The following is a 21,334-nucleotide window of genomic DNA, read 5'->3' as shown; positions in this document are numbered from 1 at the left end:
CTGCATTGATTCGTGCTTTAAAAAATAGTTAATTATATATTCATATTTAAATTAATGACTTAATAATATTGAAATCAAAAAAAACCAAAATGAAAACTCACATTTCATTTTGGTAAAGAGGAAAAGGCAATAGGTTTGTATTATTTTTTTAAATCCATTAATAAGCTAAAGTTATCTAAACGTTTCGATGTGTCATAGATATCACAAGTAAAAATAAATTCATCCACTTGATATTGTTCAAGAAGTCGGTTCAAGCCTTTTTTCACTGTTTCTGGCGAGCCGATTTGTGCCATCGCGAGGAAATTTTGCACAGCCATTTTTTCTGAAACAGACCATCGACCTTCCATGCTTTCAACAGGCGGTCTGAGTTTTAAACTTTGCCCAGTCAGCAAAGCTTGAATTCGCAAATAGACACTGGTTGCAAGATATTCAGCTTCTTCATCTGTTTGAGCGACCACAGTTGGTACACCCATGGAAACAAAAGGTTGATCCAAATATTCGGAAGGTTGAAAGTTTTCACGATAAAGCTGAATGGCTTGCCCCAACATTCTCGGTGCAAAATGTGATGCAAACGAGTAGGGAAGTCCTAATTTGGCAGCAAGTTGTGCGCTAAATAGACTTGAACCTAAAAGCCACACAGGAACATGTGTGCCTTGTCCAGGAGTAGCCTTAATTCTTTGATTTGGATGAGCATCTGCAAAATAGCTCAAGATCTCCAAGACATCTTGTGGAAATTGATCTTCGGTTTCTTGACGACCACGTCTTAATGCACGCATGGTCTGAGGATCAGTCCCGGGAGCACGTCCTAGCCCTAATTCGATACGATTCAGATAAAGTGTTGCCAAAGTACCAAATTGTTCTGCAACAACGAGCGGCGCATGATTGGGTAACATAATTCCGCCTGAACCTACTTTTATAGAGTCTGTATTTGCCAAAATATAGCCCAATAGTACGGCTGTTGCAGAACTGGCAATGCCGTCCATATTATGATGTTCAGCCAGCCAAAGACGATCAAACCCTAAACTCTCGGCATGTTGTGCAAGTTCTAGTGCGTGTTTGAGAGAGAACGCAACCGTTTGATCCTCGCGAACAGGTGCAAGCTCTAAAATGGAAAACTTGGTATTGTTTAATGCTGAATCATTCAAAGATGTCATTTTTCAACTCGATATAATCATATATCGAAATAGTACGATATAAGTTGAGTAAAGTATATCGAAAAATGTCGATATTTGTAGGTGCTGATGTAATTCCTATTAGAGTAAAAACAAATCAAGCACCGATAGGTGCTTGATTAAAAAGCTTTATATCAATTGAATAATGGAATTAGTTTTTCCAATTGTTCCAACGATTCTTGTTTTTGTATTGACCATAGTGATGCCCGTTATCATGACGATAGTTACGATCGTTATAACGGTAGTCAACATTGCGGTAGCCATATCCTCGATCGTAACGATCATTATAACGCCCATAGCGACTGTCATAGCGGTCATCATAACGACGATCTTCACTGACTTTTTTACCTAAAGCTGAACCACCAGCAGCACCGAGACCAGCACCAATATAACCACCTGTTGAGGTACCTGTCACATTACGACCCACCGTATAACCACCTGCACTGCCTAAAGCACCACCAATGATTGCACCATTGCGGTCACGTTTATTGGATGCAGCACCGGCACCAACACCGCCACCAATTGCTGAACCGATCATTGCGCCAGTTGAGCCCCCCATTTGTTGACCAATCGCTGCACCGACTACACCGCCAAGCGCAGATGTTAAGGCGGTATTGGTTGAATTACCTGCATGTGCAGTTGTCACCAGTGTTGCTGCAAGAACTGTTGCACCAAGTATTGCTTGTAGTTTCATTTCAAACTCCTTCTCGAAGCTTCTTCAAATTATTTAACCTGAGTGCAGAATAGCGAAACATATAGCAATAATTATGGATTTGAATGTAAGCAATTTCTGTGTTTTGTTTCTAGATTGTATTTCTTCGTCTTTAATTGATTCATATGATGTGAATATTAAATTTTTTCAATAGAACCCGTAGTATTCAGAGCCCATACTAAAATAGCAATTATGGCAATCATGTCGAGGCGAAAAACATAGAGTTAAATTAAAAAAGTTGAAATGATGGTGGAACAATAAGCAAGCCCATACATTGTTGGATTAACCTTTATCAACTAAACAAAATTCTTTACAGTTTACACTGCCTACAATCCCATTTTAAATCGATCTGACTTTAATATTTGAGATTTAACCAAAACTAAGATGCAAGGTTTGCCCAGGGCGAGGGAAGATCTTATACCTCCACACAAAAGATGAATTGTCTAAGAGGAAACAATACAAAAAGCACCCGAAGGTGCTTGATGATATTGTCGATCAATTAGTGGTGGCGACGATGTTTTTTGTAGTACTTTTTATTGTACTTGCGTTGATCTGCATGACGGTCTTGAGATACTTTTTTCCCTAAAACAGAACCACCTGCTGCACCCGCTGCTGCACCGATGTAGCCGCCAGTAGTACCCCCCATATTTTTACCGACGGTATAGCCACCAACACCACCTAAACCACCACCGATGGCAGCAGCTGTACGGTCTCTTCTATTGGTTGAAGCTGCTGCACCACCAGCACCCCCAACGGCTGAACCGATCATTGCACCAGTATTGCCGCCAATCTGTTTACCTACAGCTGTACCTACAACACTTCCTAAAGCCGAAGTTGCTGCAATACGTGTTGAGTTGTCAGCATGGGCACTTACTGTAAACATTGATGTGACTGCTAATGCAGTACTAAATAAGATTGTATTAAATTTCATGTCTTGCTCCATGTCCTTAGTTGGACAGCTCTATCTGTATTCGATGAAGCAAATGTAACAAAAGTTTTTCCAAAAATTGTGGAGATGAATCCGAAAATTGATAACGTTTGGTATCTGAATGTATGTTTTCTATTAAAAGTGATTTTAAAACATGCAAACAGCAGGACAAAAAGGAGAAATGATGAAGACAATGCTGGTATGAATAGGCATAAAGCATATAGATCATCCCATAAATTCGTTAAGTTCACGGCTGAGAGCCTATATAAATGTGTCATTTAAATGGCAGAATCGGTAAACTATGCACAATTATTTTAGAATTTTCTTAGCTATGTGATTGAGATTGTATTTAAATCTTGAAATGTGGCTGAGGCTTAGCTTGAGAATGTATTTAAAATGAAAGAATCGTTACGTTTACGATTAGATCAACTTTGTGATCGACATGAAGAATTAGAGGCATTATTGGCAGACGTTGAAGTGATTTCTGACAATAAACGCTTTCGCAATTTATCACGTGAGCATAATGATTTATCAGAAATTACTGAAGTGTGGAAAAAGTATAAGCAGGCTGAAGAAGATATTGAAACAGCTGAAGTGATGTTAAGCGATCCAGACTTTAAGGATATGGCTGTTGAGGAAATCAAAGAGAATAAGGCTTTAATTGAACAACTCGAATCTGAGTTGAATATTCTCATGATTCCTAAAGACCCCAATGACGCTAACTCGGCATATTTGGAGATACGTGCGGGAACAGGTGGCGATGAAGCCGCGATTTTTTCAGGTGATTTATTCCGTATGTATAGCAAATATGCCGAGTCACAAAATTGGCGTATTGAAATTTTATCTGAAAACGAAGGTGAACATGGTGGCTATAAAGAAATCATTTGCCTTGTCAATGGTGAAGGCGTTTACGGACGCTTGAAGTTTGAAAGTGGTGCGCATCGTGTACAACGTGTCCCGGCGACAGAGTCGCAAGGCCGAGTACATACTTCTGCTTGTACAGTCGCAATTCTTCCAGAAGTTGATGTTGATACTACAGTCGATATTAATCCTGCCGATTTACGTATCGATACGTATCGTGCATCCGGTGCAGGTGGTCAGCATATTAACAAAACGGATTCAGCAGTCCGTATTACCCATATTCCGACGGGAACAGTCGTAGAATGTCAGGATGAGCGTTCACAGCATAAAAACAAAGCCAAGGCGATGGCGTTATTAGCCTCACGTTTAGAAAATGCAAAACGTGCTGCTGCCGATGCTGCAACTTCTGAAATGCGTCGTGATTTGGTCGGGTCGGGTGATCGTTCAGAACGAATTCGAACCTATAATTATCCACAAGGTCGTATGACCGATCACCGCATCAATTTAACTTTATATAAGTTGGATGCTGTGATGGAAGGTGATTTGACTGAACTTTTAGACAGTTTGCATCGTGAATATCAAGCTGATCAATTGGCAATGCTCGCTCAACAAAACGGTGGCTAATGAATATTGCACAGGCACTGGCCTTACGCGGAGAGGCAGAAAGTTATGAGCGTCAAGAAAATGCTTGGTTGCTCGAACATATACTCAAAATTGATGCTTTTGATTTGACTCTTAAATCAACACAGGAATTAACGACTGAGCAAGTACAGCAGTATACCGATGGTTTGGCACGTATTGCCGATGGTGAACCGTTGGCATATGTGACGGGTTCGCAGCCATTTTGGACTTTAGATTTAACAGTCACCAAAGATACTTTGGTGCCTCGTCCTGATACGGAAGTTTTGGTTGAAACAGTACTACATTTAGATTTACCAGAAGATTGTCGTATTGTTGATCTTGGTACAGGTACTGGGGCGATTGCTTTATCATTGGCAAGTGAACGTCCGAACTGGTCTGTGATTGCTACGGATATTTATGAGCCGACATTGGAGGTTGCATTACATAATGCTGAAAAGCACGATTTGCAACAGGTGAAGTTTTACTTGGGTAGCTGGTTTAAGGCATTGAATCGGCAGTATTTTGATGTGATTGTTTCTAATCCTCCTTATATCGATGCTGAAGATGAACATATGTCTCAGCTTGCTTCTGAACCTGAACGTGCATTGGTTGCTGATCATCATGGTTTAGCCGACATTGAACATATTATTCAGCAAGGTAAAAAATGGCTTGCGACGCAGGGATGGATCGTACTTGAACATGGTTATGATCAGGCAGAAGCCGTACAGCAGATATTTAAAGGTGCGGGTTTTAAACAAGTTCGAACGGTCAAAGATTATGGTGGCAATAATCGTGTAACTTTAGGTCAGTGGCCAAATTAATCTCTTGTTGTTCAAAAAAGTTTGACCAAATGTTTGATTGGATCACTTGGTCAAGCTTTTTTATTTATCCATGTTTTATTCTAAACATCTAGGGCGTATCAAAAGCAGTTTTTTACTGAACCGTATCAAAAGATCATTTTCACGAGTTCAGTTCAAATATATTGCGGTTTATCTGCATGCTGATTGAAGTTAAAATCATGCAGTGTTAAAACCGGACAATTAACAAAAGTCATGTTAAGTCAAATTACTTTTGACCAATTGAATCGGTTCGAGCAATTCCTCGCCCAGTGAGCTCAGCATTTCTCTTTCGATTAGCCGGGTAATTGCATCCAAAGGCAAATCATTTTCTTGTAGACCAAAAGGTTCTTCAAGTTGCGCACTTAAAGCATCTAAACCTAAAAACAGATAAGCAATCAGACTCACAATGACAGGTGTCCAGATACCGAGACTGGCTTCTAGGCTAAAAGGCAAGATTAAGCAGAAGCAATATACGGTACGATGCAACAACACTGAGTAAGAATAAGGTAATGGGGTGCTGAGTATGCGATCACAACCTGCTTGAATATTCCCCAAAGCAACAATATGTTGATTTAACCCCTGATAAATAATATCCGAAATTTCACCGCGATGAAGCGAGGACACCAAGGATTTTTGAATATGTTCTAGAACATATTGAGCAGCATTCATGTGTTGAGAGAGATAGTTAAAAGTTGAATCATCAAAGCCAACTTTGTTTATATAAAATTCAATGGATTGATTTTGATTGCGTAGACGATTCCTGAGTAAGCATGTAAAAAGCATGACGCGATACATGAGCACTTGGCGTTGCTGTTCTGATAAAACATGACTGTCACGTGAAATATGGCGGGAGGTAGCAATCAATGCACCCCATAATTTACGACCTTCCCACCAGCGGTCATAACAAGCTGTATTTCTGAAGCTTAAGAAAATAGAAAGGATAATACCAAATACGGTAAATCCAATTGCAGGTACAGCAGGAAAAGTAAAATAATGGTGGGAAGATAAATACACTAAAACGGTGGAGATCAGCACAACGAATGCCAATGCAGGCAAGACTTTGGGAAGAATGGTGCCATGCCAAGCAAAAAGAAGGGCGAAGCTATTGCTTTTATCACGAATGATCATACGGTCTACCTATATGTAACGGCAACAGTGTTCCATAGGAAAAACCATAAATGCAAGTTTCAGATAGGGAAATTAAAAATACGGCTCAGCAAAAGCCGTATTTAGCTTGATTTAAGTGCGCCAACGTAAAAACCAGTTTTCAATCCATTTCATCAGCGTATCTGTTAGTTTACCCAGTACAGCCAATAAAATGATCGCGATAATAACAATATCAGGTCGTGAAGTTTCTCGACCATCACTGAGTAAATAACCGATCCCTTGTGTTGCTGCAATCAGTTCGGCTGCAATCATAAACATCCAAGCCAAACTTAAACTATTTCTCAGCCCCACTAAAATTCCTGGTGAAGCAGCAGGGAGAACGATTTGAAAAATTGTTTGTATAGGGCTTAGTCGATAGACTTTGGCAACTTCAAATAATTTTTTATCTACATTGTGAATGGCTGAAACTGTATTGGTATAGGTGGGGAAGAATGCACCAATGGCAATTAAAGTAATTTTAGAAGCTTCATCAATTCCTAGCCATAATAGCAATAGAGGAATCCATGCAAGGCTGGGGATTGATTTAATTGCAGAAAATGTTGGTTCTAAAAATGCTTCAATCTGTTGGTTTAGACCTACAGCGATTGCAAAGATAAGCCCAAGCGCACTTCCTACAAAAAAGCCGAAGAAAACTCGCCATGTACTGGTATACACATGTGTGAATAAGTCACCGTGTGCCAGATCTCGAAATGATTCAAGTAAACTGCTGGGGGCTGGGAGTAAATAGGGTTCAATCCAGCCCGTTCGAACAAGATACTCGCATATGAGCAAGATCAAAACAGGGACAGTGATTGCTTTTAGCCATTTCAATAAATTGGCTTTGACTACAGAACTTTTAACCGCTGTAGGCACAATTGTATTTGACGCTGAAGCAGAGATTTTGTTCATTATTTTCCAACAACTTTTTGTGCATATTTACTGTCAAATAACTGATCAACGACTTGGTTGACATTGGTACCTTTGCGTACCAACTCTTCTTCATTCAAAATTGTTCCAGCTTTTTTTAAGGCATTGATATGTTTTGCAGTTGGAATGTTTTGGTCGAGATTGGTTCGGCTAAGCTGAAGTTTGGCGACCTCAAGTGGTAATTTTGCTTCACGCGCCAACAACTCTGCAAGTTTATCAGGATTTGCTTTCGCCCATTGACGTGCTTGCTCATAAGCTTTGATCACGGCTTCTATAGCCTCAGGGCTTTGTGTTGCAAATTGATCTTTAACACTTAAAACACTATAGCTATTAAATGAAATATTACGATACAGAAGCTTAGCACCTGACTGTAACTGCGCTGAAGCCATCAATGGATCAAGCCCAGCCCATGCATCGACCTGCCCACGTTCCAGGGCGGTTTTACCATCTGGATGCTGCAAATGGACCAATTGAACATCGCGTTTACTTAAACCAACAGTTTCAAGTGCCTGAAGCGTGAAAAGGAATGGGTCAGTGCCTTTGGTTGCTGCTATTTTCTTACCCTTTAAGTCTTTCAATGATTTGATGGTTGAATTTTTAGCGACGACCAAAGCTGTCCATTCTGGCTGGCTTTGAATATAAACCGTTTTGATTGGACTTCCATTGGCGCGACTCAATACAGCTGCCAGACCAGCGGTGGATGCAAAGTCAATACTACCACTGTTTAGATACTCAAGTGAACGATTACTACCTTGACTAAATACCCATTTGATTGCTGTTTTCGGTAAGGCTTTTTCTAATAGTTTTTGCTCTTTAACCACTAAACTTGTTGGAGCATAGTAAGCATAGTCAAGTTTTAGTGTTGTTGGGATGACAGCGAAAGATGATGTCACCGCTAAACTCAGTGTAAAGCCAGAGACTAAAGCCACCATTTTTTGAGTAAAAAATTTCATAAATACCCCATTAAAGTTCAAAGAGAAAAACAGAGTAGATTTGTATATTTTTTATGACATCAGCACAAAAAATAATAATTGATAAGCACTTCAATAAAACAGAATTATCGATATTTAATTCATTAATATTTTGATTTTCATCAATAATATTTATATTTATCAGCTTGCTTCAGATAAAGTAGATTAACTGAAAGCTATAGTGAAAAAAATTCTTAGCATTTTTTGCGATTTAGACATAAAAAAACGGCTTCATGATGAGCCGTTTTTTTTTGAGCCTGTCTTTATATTGGATAATCTTCGAGGCTATCCGCAATTTCAACTTGGTCCAAGGCGTTGGTTTCAAGCGCAAGACAGAGTGCTACAATTTTCGCTGTATCTGCAATATTTTCTTTTTTCATCGCCAAACCAGATTGAATCGCTTCAATACGTTCTTGCTGGATATCAAGTGCTTGAGCAAGATCCGAAGCATTGTTCATATTCAGAAAGTCATTGATTGCATCTGCAACATCAGGATCTGAAGCTTTTAAAATTCCTTCTATCAACTCATCTAAATGTTCAGTTTGAGCAGAAAGGGAGTGGATAAAATTTTGAACTAGATTTTGTTCTAGTACATCAATCATCTTAATCATGTTAGTGACCTGAAAGCTGATTAAAGGGGAGGAGGGTACCACAGGGAGTAAGCAGAAAAGACTGCTTTGAATTGGGTGAAAAATATACTAATAATGGTGGATTTGCAACCATGTTCAGATAAGCTGTAAATCAGAGTACAGCTTTTGAAATTTATGCGAGTAAAATACCTTTGATGTCTGTTTGATCAAGATGATGATCTCATTCCTTGAAAGCCGTCTACTTTCACCCGTTTTAGATTCAATGTTTATGTTCTCGATAAGCGCCAGGACTTACCCCAGTCCATTTTTTAAAAGCACGGTGAAATGCACTCGCATCTTGAAAATTCAATAATTCACTGATGTCTTGTAAGGTATGCGTTGTTGTGGTTAGAAGATCAATTGCCATATCGCAGCGGATATCATTTTTAAGCTGTTGATAGCTTGTACCTTCGCTTTTTAAGCGACGTTGGATCGTTGCTTCCGAAATATTCAGTTGTTCAGCTAATTCACCCAGTTCCAACCAAGCACAGGGTGAAAGAGAAAGTAATTTTTTGCGTACTATAGAACTCAATGCCAAAGGATTCTTAAATCTTAATAGCAGACTTTCAGGGCTGCTTTTGATAAATGCATGCCAAGATTTTTGGTCACGTTTAACGGGAATCTTTAAGTAACTTGCATCGAATTGCAGATAGTTTTCATCTGTTTGATAACTGATATTGTCACAAAAACGAACACGATAATCTTGATCATCTTCAGGGGCTGTGCATTTTAATTGCAATTGTTTAAGCAGAATGCGTTGATCAGCTAACCAACAGATCAAACTGTGAATCAGCATGATATAGGTAGCATAGCAAAACATGGCTTTGGGTTGTAATTTATCTGTAATGACAATGTAGGCATAATTTTCATCAATCAGCAATTTACTTGAAAAATCATCAAGTACAAAATTAAAAAATTGTAGAATTTGTTCAATGGCAATATGAAGTGTTTCAGCTTGCATGACCATTTTTGACAGTAACTTATAGCAGCCCCGACGCATCTGATGAGAATCCATACCAAAAAATTCATCGTTCATTTGATCTGCAATTTCAGTCCAAAGTTTTGCATAGCTTGAAACTGCAATCCGTGCCTTGGGTGCATTGAAAAGCTCAAGTGGTATCTCAGCATCGGCCAAGATTTTTTCAATGTTGAATCCTTTTTTTTTGGCACCAATCAGTGCCTCATGGACGAGTGCAATTGATATGGTTCCTTTACTTTCAATGAAATGTTGATTGTTCACATTATATTCCATTATCTTGTGAGCGCATTTAATGAGTGGTTAAGTTACTTGAAAATTTTAAATTGTCCAAATCCATCATACAGGATGCAACTTTTGGAAATTGTACTCAAGCTTGACTATGTTTACTCTTCATCTTAAGTCGAAAATAGGTTTAATTTAAAATCTATCGCTATTTATTTAACAATCAATAAGGAAGAAAAATGAAAATTGAAGGAAAAGTCTTTGTTGTAACAGGTGGAGCATCTGGTCTCGGTGCTGCAACTGCATCACATTTGGTTGCTCAAGGGGCAAGCGTGATCATGGTGGATATGAATCATGAGTTTGGTGAAGAAATGCAAAAGCGTCTTGGTGAAAAATCCAAATTTGTTCAATTGGATGTGACCAATGAAACTGCGGTAGAACAATTCTTTAAACAACTAGAACAAGATTACGGACAGCTCAATGGTTTGATCAATTGTGCAGGTATCGGTCCTTCTGCAAAGGTTCTAGGGAAAAACGGCATTCATGCCTTGGATGCATTTCAGAAGGTTTTAAATATTAACGTTTCAGGAACGTTTAATATGCTTCGCTTTGCTGCAGATGTGATTTCACGTTATGAACTCGCAGCCGGAGAAGAAGATCGTGGCGTCATTATCAACACTGCTTCAGTGGCGGCTTTTGATGGGCAAATTGGGCAAACTGCATACGCGGCGTCCAAAGGTGCTGTTGTTGCAATGACTTTACCTTTGGCAAGAGAGCTGTCGCAGCATGCCATTCGTGTCATGACCATTGCACCTGGTATTATGGAAACACCGATGCTGAAAGCTTTGCCACAAAATGTTCAAGATGCTTTAGGTGAAATGGTGCCTTTTCCAAAACGTCTTGCCAAACCTGAAGAGTTTGCACAGCTTGTGGGACATATTTGTGAAAATAGTTATTTAAACGGAGAAACAATTCGTTTGGATGGCGCAATCCGTATGCAACCTAAGTAAGTCTAATCTCATTTATGCATTTCAAATGCACTTAGCTTCAGCTATTGATCTTGCCATTTGTAAAGCAAAACACCTTAAAAATAATGTCCCATACTGCTCAAAAGGCGGTATTGGACAAATTTGACCTTAATTTCATTGATTTATTTACATGCTTGAGCTTGGCATCAGGACAGTCATGTTCAAAATCTTTGAAAACCCACTGAGAGGGATACTCGAATGATACTCAATGATGATCAAAAGATGGTTCAGGAAATGATGCGCAATTATGCTCAAAATGAGCTCAAGCCAACGGCTGCTGAGCGAGATAAGCATTCACAATTTCCGAAAGCGCAATTAGCAGCATTGGGAGATTTGGGAGCATTGGGAATGACCGTATCCGAGCAATGGGGAGGTGCTGGTTTGGACTATATGTCTTTGGTTGTCGCGATTGAAGAAATCGCAGCAGGTGATGGAGCAATTTCTACGATAGTCAGTGTACAAAACTCATTACCTTGTGGGATTATCCAAAAATATGGTTCAGTACAGCAGAAACAAGATTATTTAATTCCTTTGGCAACAGGGCGCTGGCTTGGTTGCTTTTGCTTAACAGAGCCACAGGCAGGTTCAGATGCTGGTGCTTTGTTATGTAAAGCTGAACGTGATGGCGATGCATGGGTCATTAATGGTACCAAACAGTTCATTACGTCGGGACAAAATGCACAAGTTGCAATTGTGTTCGCCATGACAGATAAGACAGCCGGCAAAAAGGGAATTTCTTGCTTTATAGTTCCAACTGATACAAAGGGATATATCGTTTCCCGCATTGAAGACAAAATGGGGCAACGTTGTTCAGATACTGCGACGATTGTTTTTGAAAATTGTCGAATTCCTGCTGAAAACTTATTGGGCAATGAGGGTGAAGGCTACAAAATTGCCTTATCGAATTTAGAGTCTGGACGAATTGGTATTGCATCGCAATGTGTAGGTATGGCTCGTGCTGCATTAGAAGCTGCCGTTGAATACGCCAGTCAACGTAAAGCTTTCGGTGTAGAACTGGTTCAGCACCAAGCTGTGGCATTTCGTCTTGCCGACATGGCAACTCAAATCGAGGCAGCACGTCAGTTGATTTACCATGCTGCAAGTTTGAAAGATGCGGGTTTGCCTTGTTTAAAAGAGGCATCGATGGCAAAACTTTTTGCCTCGGAAATTGCAGAAAAAGTCTGTTCTGATGCCATACAGATACATGGTGGCTATGGCTATGTTTCTGACTTTCCTGTTGAACGGATTTATCGAGACGTTCGTGTCAGTCAGATTTATGAAGGAGCATCCGATATTCAACGTTTAGTGATTGCACGCGCCGTAACTGAATGATGCAAAGCTGAAAGATGCTATCAAATTGATCGAGAGGCCAGCGTCATGCTGGTCTTTTTATTGGTTTTTTTGCACCGTTATACATGTCCAAATACCGCAGCAGAATTGAGGTATTTGGAAATTGTGTATGAATTCTAATCATGTTTATCTATTAGCACGGGAACAGATGCTGAATGATTTAGCAGTTCAATAAAAGCTAGAACGCAGATATGGAATTGCACATCGAGATGGTGTGTTGACAAAGACAAGGATATTGACATGAAAACACTGGAACAGGCTTATCTGGAATTTGATTATGCCAAGTTGATCAATGAACAATTGGTTGGAAACCCAGAGTCGATGAATGCCTATGAAGAGTGTTGTGGGCGTTTTGTTGGTTTAAATAAAGTTGCTTTGATCTGGGAAGGAAAAAATGGCGAATCAGCACAATGGGCATTTGAGCAGCTTGCAGAGGCTTCTGGACAGTTGGCAAATTATTTCCAATCAATTGGTTTAAATTCTGGAGATTGTATTGCTGGATTATTGCCACGTACGCCTGAATTACTTATTACCATTTTGGCCACATGGCGAATTGGCGCAATCTATCAACCTTTGTTTACTGCTTTTGAATCTAAAGCAATTGAACATCGTATTACAGCTGCCAATACGCAGTTAATGGTCACCAATCAAGAACAACGTAGCAAATTGGATCAAATTGAATTACCTCATATTCTGACCGTTCATGCCTCTGATTCTAGTCAGAGTAAAGAAGCTGATTTTTGGGGGGAGTTGACCAAGCAATCAGCAGTACATCATCCGGTTATGTTAAGTTTTGAAGATGATTTCTTAATGATGTTTACTTCAGGAACCACGGGTTTAGCCAAGTCAGTTCCTGTGCCTCTCAAAGCTGTTTTAGCATTTAAAGAATATATGCGTCATGCCGTTGATCTACGTGAAGAAGACTCGTTTTGGAATCTGGCGGATCCGGGGTGGGCATATGGCTTATATTATGGTATCACCGGACCATTGGGATTGGGACACAGCATTATCATGGATGAACATGCCTTCAGTGTAGACCATGCATTGGAAATTATTGCAAAGTACAAAGTCAGTAATTTGACTGGATCTCCCACAGCTTTTCGTATGTTCTTTGGTTTTAAAGAAAAATTTGATGCTCCAATCAAAGACCATTTACGTGTAGTCAGCAGTGCGGGAGAGCCTTTAACGCCTGAAGTAATCCATTGGTTTAATCATGATCTTGGCGTCAACATATATGATCAATATGGACAAACAGAATTGGGTATGGTGATCGGTAATCATCATGCATTATCTCACCCCGTCAAGGTAGGTTCTGCGGGTTTTGCAAATCCTGGACATCGTTTTGCAGTTTTAAATCAAGACCACAAAGAGGTGGAGCCTGGAGAAATAGGAACTTTGGCAATTGATTTTGAAAAATCACCACTCACCTGGTTTAAAGGGTATGGCGGAAATAACCGCAAATCTTTTGTCGGGAAGTATTATTTAACAGGTGATACAGTTCGACTCAATGAGTTAGGCGGAATTGATTTTATTGGGCGTGCAGACGATGTCATTACAACGTCAGGCTATCGTGTTGGACCCTTTGATGTAGAAAGTACACTACTTGAATGCAGCGAAGTTTTAGAATCAGCAGTTATTGGAAAGCCTGATCCAGAACGAACAGAAATCGTTAAAGCTTTTATTGTACTCAAGCCGCAATTTTTAGCCTCAGATGAATTAAATGTTAAATTACAAAACTACGTTCGATCACGTCTATCCAAACATTCATACCCACGTGAAATTGAATTTGTCGCAAACTTGCCAAAAACTTCCAGTGGAAAGATTCAGCGTAATCTACTCAAGCAACAAGAAGTGGCTAAATTACAGCAAATGCAGTGAATGATTTAATTTTCGATCCATCATATTTTTATTAAAGTTCCATGCTCTTGCACCCGAAAGGGTGCTTTTTTCTGCAAAACCATCTGAAATTCAAATATTTCAGCACTCTATTTTAAGTTGCTGTAATATTTGATCACCCATTCCGAGTCAAAAGCTTGCAATCGGATGATCTGAATTCACGATATTGTCATTAATAAAAATTAATCTGCTGTAAATTTCAACAAATGTTAAAAATCATGCAAATTTTAAAACCACATACTCTATGTTTAAGCCTTGCTTTATTGGGTTGTTCATTTTCAAGCCATGCACAATTGATGTTTAGTCAATATATCGATGGTGCTGCCAATAAAAAAGGATTAGAAATTTATAATCCAGATGCAACAGCAGTTAATCTCGCGGATTATGAAATTCAGCAATACACCAATGGGGTAACGAGCAAATCAGCAACATTTGCCTTACAGGGAAATCTCGCCGGCAAAGCAAAATTTATTTTGGGTCGCAGTGAATTACAAGCAGAAATTGGAACTAAGGTAAATCAAGTCGCTGGTTTGACATTCAATGGTGATGATGCATTGGTTCTTTTATATAAAGGAACTCCAGTCGATCGTTTTGGGCGTATTGGTGAACGTCCAGCAAGTGGAGGTTGGGGAACAACGATTACCAGTTATCAAAATAGCCTAAGCAGAATAAAAAATAAAAATGATGTGAGTTCAGTAGATCCCGATAGCGCCTTCGACTTGGATAGCGAGTGGACAAAATGGTCAGATCGTAATGCCTTCAATACCTATTTAGGTGCAGACACAACAACCCCGCCAACAGGAAATGCTTTGAGTTGTAGCACAGCTGATACTCCTATTGCAGATTTGCAGTCTGCTACACAGAATCAGCAGTACATCGTTCGAGGGGTCATTACCGCCGACTATCGTTATCAGGATGGATTTTCAGGTTTTTATATCCAAACGCCTGACACAAAAGCCAAAGCGAATTTGAGTAATGCAATTTTTGTATATATTCCTGCTGGAAGTCCAGTCACTGGCGGAAAAGCGGGTGAGGAAGTGATTCTTAAGGGACGTTTAACGACTTATCAAAATCAGTTACAGCTTGATCAGCTCAGTAACAATATTGGTACCTGTAATAATCAAGCTGCCAACTTAGTCAGTGCAACACCGGTGCAACTTCCATTTTCAAGTTTAACAGATGCAACTGGTAATTCACCTAAACGTTATCAAGGGATGTTGGTGAAAATGCCACAAACTTTAACGGTCAGTGAAAACTATGATTATGGTCGTTATGGTCAGCTGTCATTAAGTCTGGGACGTTTATATATCCCGACCAACTTATATCCTGCAAAATCAGCAGAAGCAGTTGCACTAGCCAAAACCAATCTGTTATCAAAAATTATTTTAGATGATGGTTATAATAATCAAAATAGAACACCTTGGCTTCCAGTAAATTTTAATGCTGCCAATACCTTACGGACAGGTTATCAGTTAAAGAATGTTGAAGGGATTTTGGAATATCGTTTTAACGCGTGGCGTATCCAGCCGGTTGAAAATAAAACCTTACCTGAAATTGTCAAAGACACCAATCCTCGAAATGCAAATGTTCCTGCTAAAGACACTAAGCAAGTCCGTGTTGCTGCATTCAATGTCTTGAACTATGACAATTCTCCTTTGATTGGCGTTAAACCTGATCGTGGTGCAAACACTGTTTCAGAATTTAACCGCCAACATGCAAAAATCGTCAACGCGATTAAAACCATTGATGCAGATGTATATGGTTTGATGGAAATCGCCAACAATGGTTATGGTGATAAAAGTGCCGTGGCTTATCTGACGAAAGCTTTGGGTGCAGATTGGAAATATGTCATTCCCCCAAATATGGACAAGTTAGGTACTGATGTGATTGCTGTTGCGATTATCTATAACAGCAAGCGTGTAAAAACTGTGGGTAACCCCGTGGTTTATGATGACTTGACGCAAAAAAACCGTGTCACTATGGCACAAAGCTTCCAAGCCGTGACTGGCGGAAAAACCTTTACCGTTATACCCAACCATTTAAAATCTAAAGGCAGTTGCCCTGATGATAAAGCATCACCTGAAGCCAACCAAAATGATGGACAGGGATGCTGGAATCCTACCCGTGTAACTGCGGTACAAAAATTGATTCAATGGATTGCAACCAACCCGACCAAAGCTGAAAAGCCTCATTATTTATTGGTTGGAGATATGAACAGTTATGCCAAAGAAGATCCAATCTTAGCCTTTGAAAAAGCCAACTATAAGGTATTGTTAAATGATGAAAAAATTGGTCAAGGTAAATTCGCTTATAGTTACGTCTTTGGTGTTGCGAGTGATGCAACAGGGAATGGTGGTGCTGGTAATTTAGATCACGCCATTGCAGATGCCAACTTATATCCAATGGTTAAACGTACTTTTGCATGGCATATCAATGCGGATGAACCTACAGCTCTTGATTACAACGAAGAGTTTAAAACAGATGAGCAAATTGCATCGTTCTACAGTTCAGATGCATTCCGTTCTTCTGACCATGATCCCGTTGTTGTAGATTTAGACTTAAATGATTCCGTTACAACAGGGGCTAAAAGTAGTGGGGGAAGTACGGGGCTGTGGTCTTTACTTGGCTTGGTGTTATTGACGGCAACATCGGTATTGGCACGCTCTAAACGGAAATAGGCTCAAACGATTTAAACAAAGAGAAACTGGGGATCTAGTTTCTCTTTTTGATGTTCAAATCTGTTCATTCTTATCTTTTAGAGGCAAGATGGCACGTATTACAGTAAATCCATGCTGTGAATGTATCTCAAAGCTCCCTCCAATCCGTTTCACGCGAACCTGCATACTTTGTAAGCCAACATGCAGCCCTGACTGGACTTGATCTACTTCAAAGCCAATGCCATTGTCCTGAATAGTTAAAATCAATTGTTGACGTTCATTTTCAACCAGAGCAACCTCGACATCTGAAGCTTGGCTATGTTTTATAATATTGGTCAAAGCTTCTTCCGCCACACGTGACAAGGTCAAACAAATCAATGGTGGTGGTTTTAGCAGCCAATTCTCAGCAAATATCCATGTCGATTCAATTTCCATGTCTTCGAAAAGTTGAACAAAACGATGACGTAAAGGTGCGACCCACATGATCGGATTTTCAGGAACTTTCTCACCTAAGCTTGTACCTGAATCAATCACTTGTCTGAGATCATTCCGTAAAAGTTTAAACATCGAGAGGACCTGTTGCTTTTCAATATGTTCACTGTGATCGAGTAGAATCATTGAACGTACAATTGAGCCACCCAGTCCATCATGCAGTTCATGTGACAAGTTCAAGCGTTCTTGTAAACGCATATTATCGATTTGTAGCTGGTGCTTTTTCTCTAAAGACTGTTCCAAATGAAAAGTTACCGTCTCAACCGTTTCTTCAAGTGTTTGATTAAACTTTTCAATCCGAGAAACATTCTGTGAGATTCGATAAGCGAGAATAAATGAAATTGCCAAACTCGTGATGGGTGCTGCGAATGGTGTCCAATAGAGATCCTGATCATCATGATTAAGCATGGTATAGAGGTCATGAACGATAATCACCAGATAAATCAGAAAAATAAAGGCTAAAAGTAAAATGTCGACTTTGGGTTTTTTTAAAGCAATCCATTGAAAAAGTAGGCAGTTAAAAATAAACACCAGACCTGCATAAAGAAATACAGTCAGTAGAATTTTGTCCAAATATGGATCAGGTGTAAACAGTAATGCTAGGATGCAAATGATGAAGCTGGCTAAAAGCAAACGTTCTATAGAAGTGTATTGTTGAAGTGCAACCCGCCATGCAAATAAACATAGACAATATACATAACCGGCTAAAAAAACTAAATTAAGTCGAGCTGTGAATAAAGTGTCAGTAAATGGAATCGGCACAGTCGATAGAATGTTAAAAGCAAATAATACCCAGAAAAATGAGGTTAAGCCAAACCAGCCAAAGGCTTTTTCTTCACGCCTAAATAGCCAAATCGTAAAGCCAATGGTACCAAGAACAAAGCTGATGATAATATTGACCAAAAATAAGGTACGCCGTTCGAAAATCAGTTGATCATGTTGATTGACAATATCATCTGCACGTCCGAATCGAATTTTGCCTAAGCCAGAATGTTGTGACGAAACACCAACAACACGGACTAAAACTTCATTTTGATGATTTTGAAAAGAGGAAGAAGGAAGGACCCAATATCTCGGCATATTCCAACTTCTTGATAAAGGCTCAACGAGGGACTTATCTTTCCATAACAATTCATTATTACTATAAACCGCACCGGCTAAATTGATACGTTCTATCAAAAGTGCAACGGCTTGATGGTCTTGATTACATTGATAACGCCATTGAATTTTATACCAAGCACTACCTGTATAATCATGCCAACGTTTTTCCCAGTCATCTGGTAATTGAACATGCTCCCATCCAGATTGAGGAACACGTTCCGGCTGATTTGCCTTCGCTTGAGTAACCTGTATATTGAGAATTTGAAAATGGCAGCGCGCATCAGCCTCAAGGCTTTGATTTAACAGATCTGCTTGAGCAAAAGATGCAGTTTGCAGAGTCGCTAAAAGCAAATACAGAAAACCCATAATATTGAGGATTAATCGAGTAATCCCATGTTGCGTGCTGTATCGATGGCTTTTGCTCTGTTGCATACCGCAAGTTTCCGATAAATATGTTTAATATGAGATTCAACGGTATAGCGAGATAAATTGAGTTGATCCGCAATTTCCTTATTGCTTAAGCCTTGTGAAACCAGCTCTAAAATTCCAAGCTCTCTTTTCGACAAAATACTTTCATTTTCAATCGATTTTTGGTTGTTTATAAATCTATTTCCATTGTTTTTTTCATTGAAGTGTAATTGTTTTAAAATTTTTTGGGCAATAAATGGATCAATAGGTGCGCCGCCCCGTAAAACACTTCTGATTGAAAGCGCGACTTCAATATCATCCCGTTCTTTAAGCACATATCCTGTTGCACCTGCACTTAATGCATTGAGAATAGCATCTTCAGTACTCCATGCCGAGATTACTAAAACCGTGATGGTTGGATCATAGTTTTTTAAAATTTCTATAAATTCAATTCCATTTCCGTCAGGAAGTCCCAAGTCAACCAAGGCAAAAGATGCAGAATGCGTTTCAAGTAATTCTTTGGCTTGTGCTAGACTTTGGGCAAAAGCTAAATCTGATGTTGAATACCCAATATTCACCAATATGTCAGCCAGTCTTTTTTGTATAAGCGGTTCATCCTCTACAATGATGACAGGTACAGGTAAACTTAACTCATTGTTCATGATGTCAAAAAGCTCGTTGATGCTTTAATGTATCTAGTTTTTCAGATATTTAGATACTGCGCTATACCTGATAATAGGTATTTTTACGGTTTAAACATGAAAATTTGAGTTTTTTATAAAATAAGTGGATGAAATAAACAGCATATCACCTAAGCTGATGCCGTTTAAATTTCAATCAGGTGATTTACCAGAAATGAAGAGACAAAACCTCATGCGCTATGCCGTTCCTCAAATCATGAAATTGTGCTTTCAGCTGATGGACTGAATTGATCTACAAGCATACGGCTTGCTTCATTCATACCAATCACTTCAACTTGAATATTATTGTGTAGAAATTTATTCTGTACCTGCTTTAACATATTGACCGAGGTGATATCCCAAATATGCGCATGGGTTAAATCAATGATGACTTTTTCTGTTGTTTCATGAAAATTAAAAAACTGAAAAAACTTTTCTGCACTGTTAAAAAAGATTTGTCCATAAATATAATAGTGGCGTGTACGATTCAACAGTTCAGAACGCACTCGTACTTCACTTTCAAGTTTATTCACCAAGAACAGCGCAGATAATAAAACGCCAACCAGTACGCCTAATGCCAGGTTATGGGTCATCAGCACAATGACAACCACTGTAAGCATGACCATATTGCTTTGTTTCGAATGTTTGGAAAAGTTTTTGACCGAATCCCAATTAAAAGTTGTGAATGCCACCATAATCATAATTGCCACCAAAGCAGCCATTGGAATATAAGCCAGCCAATCTTTTAGAAAGACCACCAAACACAGCAAAAATACTCCAGCGACCAGTGTGGACAGACGTGTGCGTGCACCTGAAGCAACATTGATAATCGATTGTCCAATCATTGCGCAACCTGCCATACCGCCCATACATCCACTGACTATATTGGCAATACCTTGACCACGACATTCTTTATGACGGTCCCCTTCAGATTGCGTGACTTCATTGACAATGGTGGTCGTCATCATGGTTTCAAGTAAACCGACAGTTGCCAAAGTGACTGCATAAGGAAAAATGATTTTTAGAGTATTAAGGTTGAGAGGAACTTCAGGAATAAGGAAAATGGGTAATGTATCGGGGAATTTACCTAAATCGCTTACGGTACGCATATCTGTATTGAACAGCATTGCGATCAAACTCAGAACAATGATGCATACTAAAGGTGAGGGAATCAGTCTGCCAATTTTTGGAATATACGGAAATAAATAGACAACAAGCAGTCCTAATCCAACAAATAGATAGGCGGTCAAATCCATCCGTTGTAATTCGGGAATTTGTGCGACAAAAATTAAAATTGCCAGTGCATTCGCAAATCCATACACCACAGACTGAGAAACAAAGCGCATTAATTTTGCGACTTTCAAATACCCTGCAAGTATTTGAATGGTGCCAGTCAGGATTGTGGTAGCAAATAAATATTGTAGACCATGATCTTTCACCAAAGTTACCATCAGCAATGCCATAGCGCCTGTTGCGGCTGAAATCATGGCTGTGCGACCACCAAAAAAAGCAATAGTGACAGCGATACAGAATGAAGCATACAGACCAACTTGAGGATCGACACCCGCAATTGCAGAAAAAGCAATAGATTCAGGAATAAGTGCTAAGCCAACGACTAATCCAGCCATTACATCTGTACGAATATTGGACAACCATTCTGCTTTTTTTAGACTAATCACTACAAACCTTTCATCATTCTTTAAAGATGCGTATGT

Annotated in this window: 17 protein-coding genes; 6 read left to right on the top strand and 11 right to left on the bottom strand. The window is 39.4% G+C overall.

Going from position 1 to position 21,334, the window contains the following annotated elements; all coding sequences use genetic code 11:
* Window positions 1-140: 140 nt before the first annotated feature.
* The 3 genes from IMO47_RS06290 to IMO47_RS06280 all read right to left on the bottom strand — a co-directional run bounded on the left by IMO47_RS06290 (window position 141) and on the right by IMO47_RS06280 (window position 2,815).
* Complete coding sequence (locus tag IMO47_RS06290) at window positions 141-1,154, bottom strand: LLM class flavin-dependent oxidoreductase (protein WP_196074843.1); 1,014 nt, start codon at window positions 1,152-1,154, stop codon at window positions 141-143.
* A 169-nt stretch (window positions 1,155-1,323) separates the two neighbouring features.
* A complete protein-coding gene (locus tag IMO47_RS06285; protein WP_196074844.1) occupies window positions 1,324-1,866 on the bottom strand; it encodes a glycine zipper domain-containing protein in 543 nt (180 codons plus the stop codon).
* A gap of 517 nt (window positions 1,867-2,383) precedes the next feature.
* Window positions 2,384-2,815 carry a hypothetical protein gene (locus tag IMO47_RS06280; RefSeq protein WP_004824395.1) on the bottom strand — a complete coding sequence of 144 codons (432 nt, stop codon included), beginning with the start codon at window positions 2,813-2,815 and terminating at the stop codon, window positions 2,384-2,386.
* 393 nt (window positions 2,816-3,208) lie between these two features.
* Between IMO47_RS06280 and prfA the strand changes: the two genes are divergently transcribed.
* Window positions 3,209-4,297, top strand: a complete 1,089-nt coding sequence (gene prfA, locus IMO47_RS06275) for a peptide chain release factor 1 (RefSeq protein WP_004824393.1) — start codon at window positions 3,209-3,211, stop codon at window positions 4,295-4,297.
* Window positions 4,297-5,115 carry a peptide chain release factor N(5)-glutamine methyltransferase gene (gene prmC / locus IMO47_RS06270; RefSeq protein ID WP_196074845.1) on the top strand — a complete coding sequence of 273 codons (819 nt, stop codon included), beginning with the start codon at window positions 4,297-4,299 and terminating at the stop codon, window positions 5,113-5,115. Before prfA ends, prmC begins: the two co-directional genes overlap by 1 nt.
* A 234-nt stretch (window positions 5,116-5,349) precedes the next feature.
* On the opposite strand, the gene IMO47_RS06265 is transcribed toward prmC, so the two are convergent.
* The 5 genes from IMO47_RS06265 to IMO47_RS06245 form a co-directional block, all read right to left on the bottom strand.
* Complete coding sequence (locus tag IMO47_RS06265) at window positions 5,350-6,261, bottom strand: bestrophin family protein (protein WP_196074846.1); 912 nt, start codon at window positions 6,259-6,261, stop codon at window positions 5,350-5,352.
* Between the two features lie 111 nt (window positions 6,262-6,372).
* Window positions 6,373-7,188: an ABC transporter permease gene (locus IMO47_RS06260; RefSeq protein ID WP_196074847.1), complete on the bottom strand. Its 816-nt coding sequence runs from the start codon at window positions 7,186-7,188 to the stop codon at window positions 6,373-6,375.
* A complete protein-coding gene (locus IMO47_RS06255; protein WP_227552182.1) occupies window positions 7,188-8,138 on the bottom strand; it encodes an aliphatic sulfonate ABC transporter substrate-binding protein in 951 nt (316 codons plus the stop codon). Before IMO47_RS06255 ends, IMO47_RS06260 begins: the two co-directional genes overlap by 1 nt.
* Before the next feature lie 302 nt (window positions 8,139-8,440).
* Window positions 8,441-8,788, bottom strand: a complete 348-nt coding sequence (locus IMO47_RS06250) for a hypothetical protein (protein WP_196075646.1) — start codon at window positions 8,786-8,788, stop codon at window positions 8,441-8,443.
* 238 nt (window positions 8,789-9,026) lie between these two features.
* Window positions 9,027-10,058, bottom strand: a complete 1,032-nt coding sequence (locus IMO47_RS06245; RefSeq protein ID WP_196075645.1) for an AraC family transcriptional regulator — start codon at window positions 10,056-10,058, stop codon at window positions 9,027-9,029.
* Window positions 10,059-10,246: 188 nt separating this feature from the next.
* Between IMO47_RS06245 and IMO47_RS06240 the strand changes: the two genes are divergently transcribed.
* The 4 genes from IMO47_RS06240 to IMO47_RS06225 all read left to right on the top strand — a co-directional run bounded on the left by IMO47_RS06240 (window position 10,247) and on the right by IMO47_RS06225 (window position 16,959).
* Window positions 10,247-11,017, top strand: a complete 771-nt coding sequence (locus IMO47_RS06240; protein ID WP_196075644.1) for a 3-hydroxyacyl-CoA dehydrogenase — start codon at window positions 10,247-10,249, stop codon at window positions 11,015-11,017.
* A gap of 216 nt (window positions 11,018-11,233) precedes the next feature.
* Entirely contained in the window at window positions 11,234-12,367 is a 1,134-nt protein-coding gene (locus tag IMO47_RS06235) for an acyl-CoA dehydrogenase family protein (protein WP_196075643.1), read from the top strand.
* A 258-nt stretch (window positions 12,368-12,625) separates the two neighbouring features.
* Window positions 12,626-14,263, top strand: coding sequence for an AMP-binding protein (locus IMO47_RS06230; protein WP_196075642.1), 1,638 nt, complete (start codon window positions 12,626-12,628; stop codon window positions 14,261-14,263).
* Between the two features lie 236 nt (window positions 14,264-14,499).
* Window positions 14,500-16,959, top strand: coding sequence for an ExeM/NucH family extracellular endonuclease (locus IMO47_RS06225; protein WP_196075641.1), 2,460 nt, complete (start codon window positions 14,500-14,502; stop codon window positions 16,957-16,959).
* 54 nt (window positions 16,960-17,013) lie between these two features.
* On the opposite strand, the gene IMO47_RS06220 is transcribed toward IMO47_RS06225, so the two are convergent.
* The 3 genes from IMO47_RS06220 to IMO47_RS06210 form a co-directional block, all read right to left on the bottom strand.
* Entirely contained in the window at window positions 17,014-18,963 is a 1,950-nt protein-coding gene (locus IMO47_RS06220) for an ATP-binding protein (protein WP_196075640.1), read from the bottom strand.
* Window positions 18,909-19,601 carry a response regulator transcription factor gene (locus IMO47_RS06215; protein ID WP_196075639.1) on the bottom strand — a complete coding sequence of 231 codons (693 nt, stop codon included), beginning with the start codon at window positions 19,599-19,601 and terminating at the stop codon, window positions 18,909-18,911. The genes IMO47_RS06220 and IMO47_RS06215 overlap by 55 nt, the downstream gene beginning before the upstream one ends.
* Window positions 19,602-19,834: 233 nt before the next feature.
* Window positions 19,835-21,298, bottom strand: coding sequence for a SulP family inorganic anion transporter (locus IMO47_RS06210; RefSeq protein WP_196075652.1), 1,464 nt, complete (start codon window positions 21,296-21,298; stop codon window positions 19,835-19,837).
* Between the last annotated feature and the right edge of the window lie 36 nt (window positions 21,299-21,334).

Source organism: Acinetobacter sp. Res13-Abat-PEC15-P4-01 (genome assembly GCF_015676285.1).
Classification (GTDB): Bacteria; Pseudomonadota; Gammaproteobacteria; order Pseudomonadales; family Moraxellaceae; genus Acinetobacter; species Acinetobacter nematophilus.
This window is presented reverse-complemented; position numbering and strand designations above follow the sequence as displayed.

What these genes read in the sequence shown, in the direction of transcription:
- prmC (WP_196074845.1), top strand. Translation starts at nt 4,297, where the DNA reads ATGAATATTGCACAGGCACTGGCCTTACGCGGAGAGGCAGAAAGTTAT.
- IMO47_RS06215 (WP_196075639.1), bottom strand. Translation starts at nt 19,601, where the DNA reads ATGAACAATGAGTTAAGTTTACCTGTACCTGTCATCATTGTAGAGGAT.
- prfA (WP_004824393.1), top strand. Translation starts at nt 3,209, where the DNA reads ATGAAAGAATCGTTACGTTTACGATTAGATCAACTTTGTGATCGACAT.
- IMO47_RS06235 (WP_196075643.1), top strand. Translation starts at nt 11,234, where the DNA reads ATGATACTCAATGATGATCAAAAGATGGTTCAGGAAATGATGCGCAAT.
- IMO47_RS06230 (WP_196075642.1), top strand. Translation starts at nt 12,626, where the DNA reads ATGAAAACACTGGAACAGGCTTATCTGGAATTTGATTATGCCAAGTTG.
- IMO47_RS06285 (WP_196074844.1), bottom strand. Translation starts at nt 1,866, where the DNA reads ATGAAACTACAAGCAATACTTGGTGCAACAGTTCTTGCAGCAACACTG.
- IMO47_RS06225 (WP_196075641.1), top strand. Translation starts at nt 14,500, where the DNA reads ATGCAAATTTTAAAACCACATACTCTATGTTTAAGCCTTGCTTTATTG.
- IMO47_RS06255 (WP_227552182.1), bottom strand. Translation starts at nt 8,138, where the DNA reads ATGGTGGCTTTAGTCTCTGGCTTTACACTGAGTTTAGCGGTGACATCA.
- IMO47_RS06245 (WP_196075645.1), bottom strand. Translation starts at nt 10,058, where the DNA reads ATGGAATATAATGTGAACAATCAACATTTCATTGAAAGTAAAGGAACC.
- IMO47_RS06290 (WP_196074843.1), bottom strand. Translation starts at nt 1,154, where the DNA reads ATGACATCTTTGAATGATTCAGCATTAAACAATACCAAGTTTTCCATT.
- IMO47_RS06250 (WP_196075646.1), bottom strand. Translation starts at nt 8,788, where the DNA reads ATGATTAAGATGATTGATGTACTAGAACAAAATCTAGTTCAAAATTTT.
- IMO47_RS06280 (WP_004824395.1), bottom strand. Translation starts at nt 2,815, where the DNA reads ATGAAATTTAATACAATCTTATTTAGTACTGCATTAGCAGTCACATCA.
- IMO47_RS06220 (WP_196075640.1), bottom strand. Translation starts at nt 18,963, where the DNA reads ATGCAACAGAGCAAAAGCCATCGATACAGCACGCAACATGGGATTACT.
- IMO47_RS06265 (WP_196074846.1), bottom strand. Translation starts at nt 6,261, where the DNA reads ATGATCATTCGTGATAAAAGCAATAGCTTCGCCCTTCTTTTTGCTTGG.
- IMO47_RS06260 (WP_196074847.1), bottom strand. Translation starts at nt 7,188, where the DNA reads ATGAACAAAATCTCTGCTTCAGCGTCAAATACAATTGTGCCTACAGCG.
- IMO47_RS06240 (WP_196075644.1), top strand. Translation starts at nt 10,247, where the DNA reads ATGAAAATTGAAGGAAAAGTCTTTGTTGTAACAGGTGGAGCATCTGGT.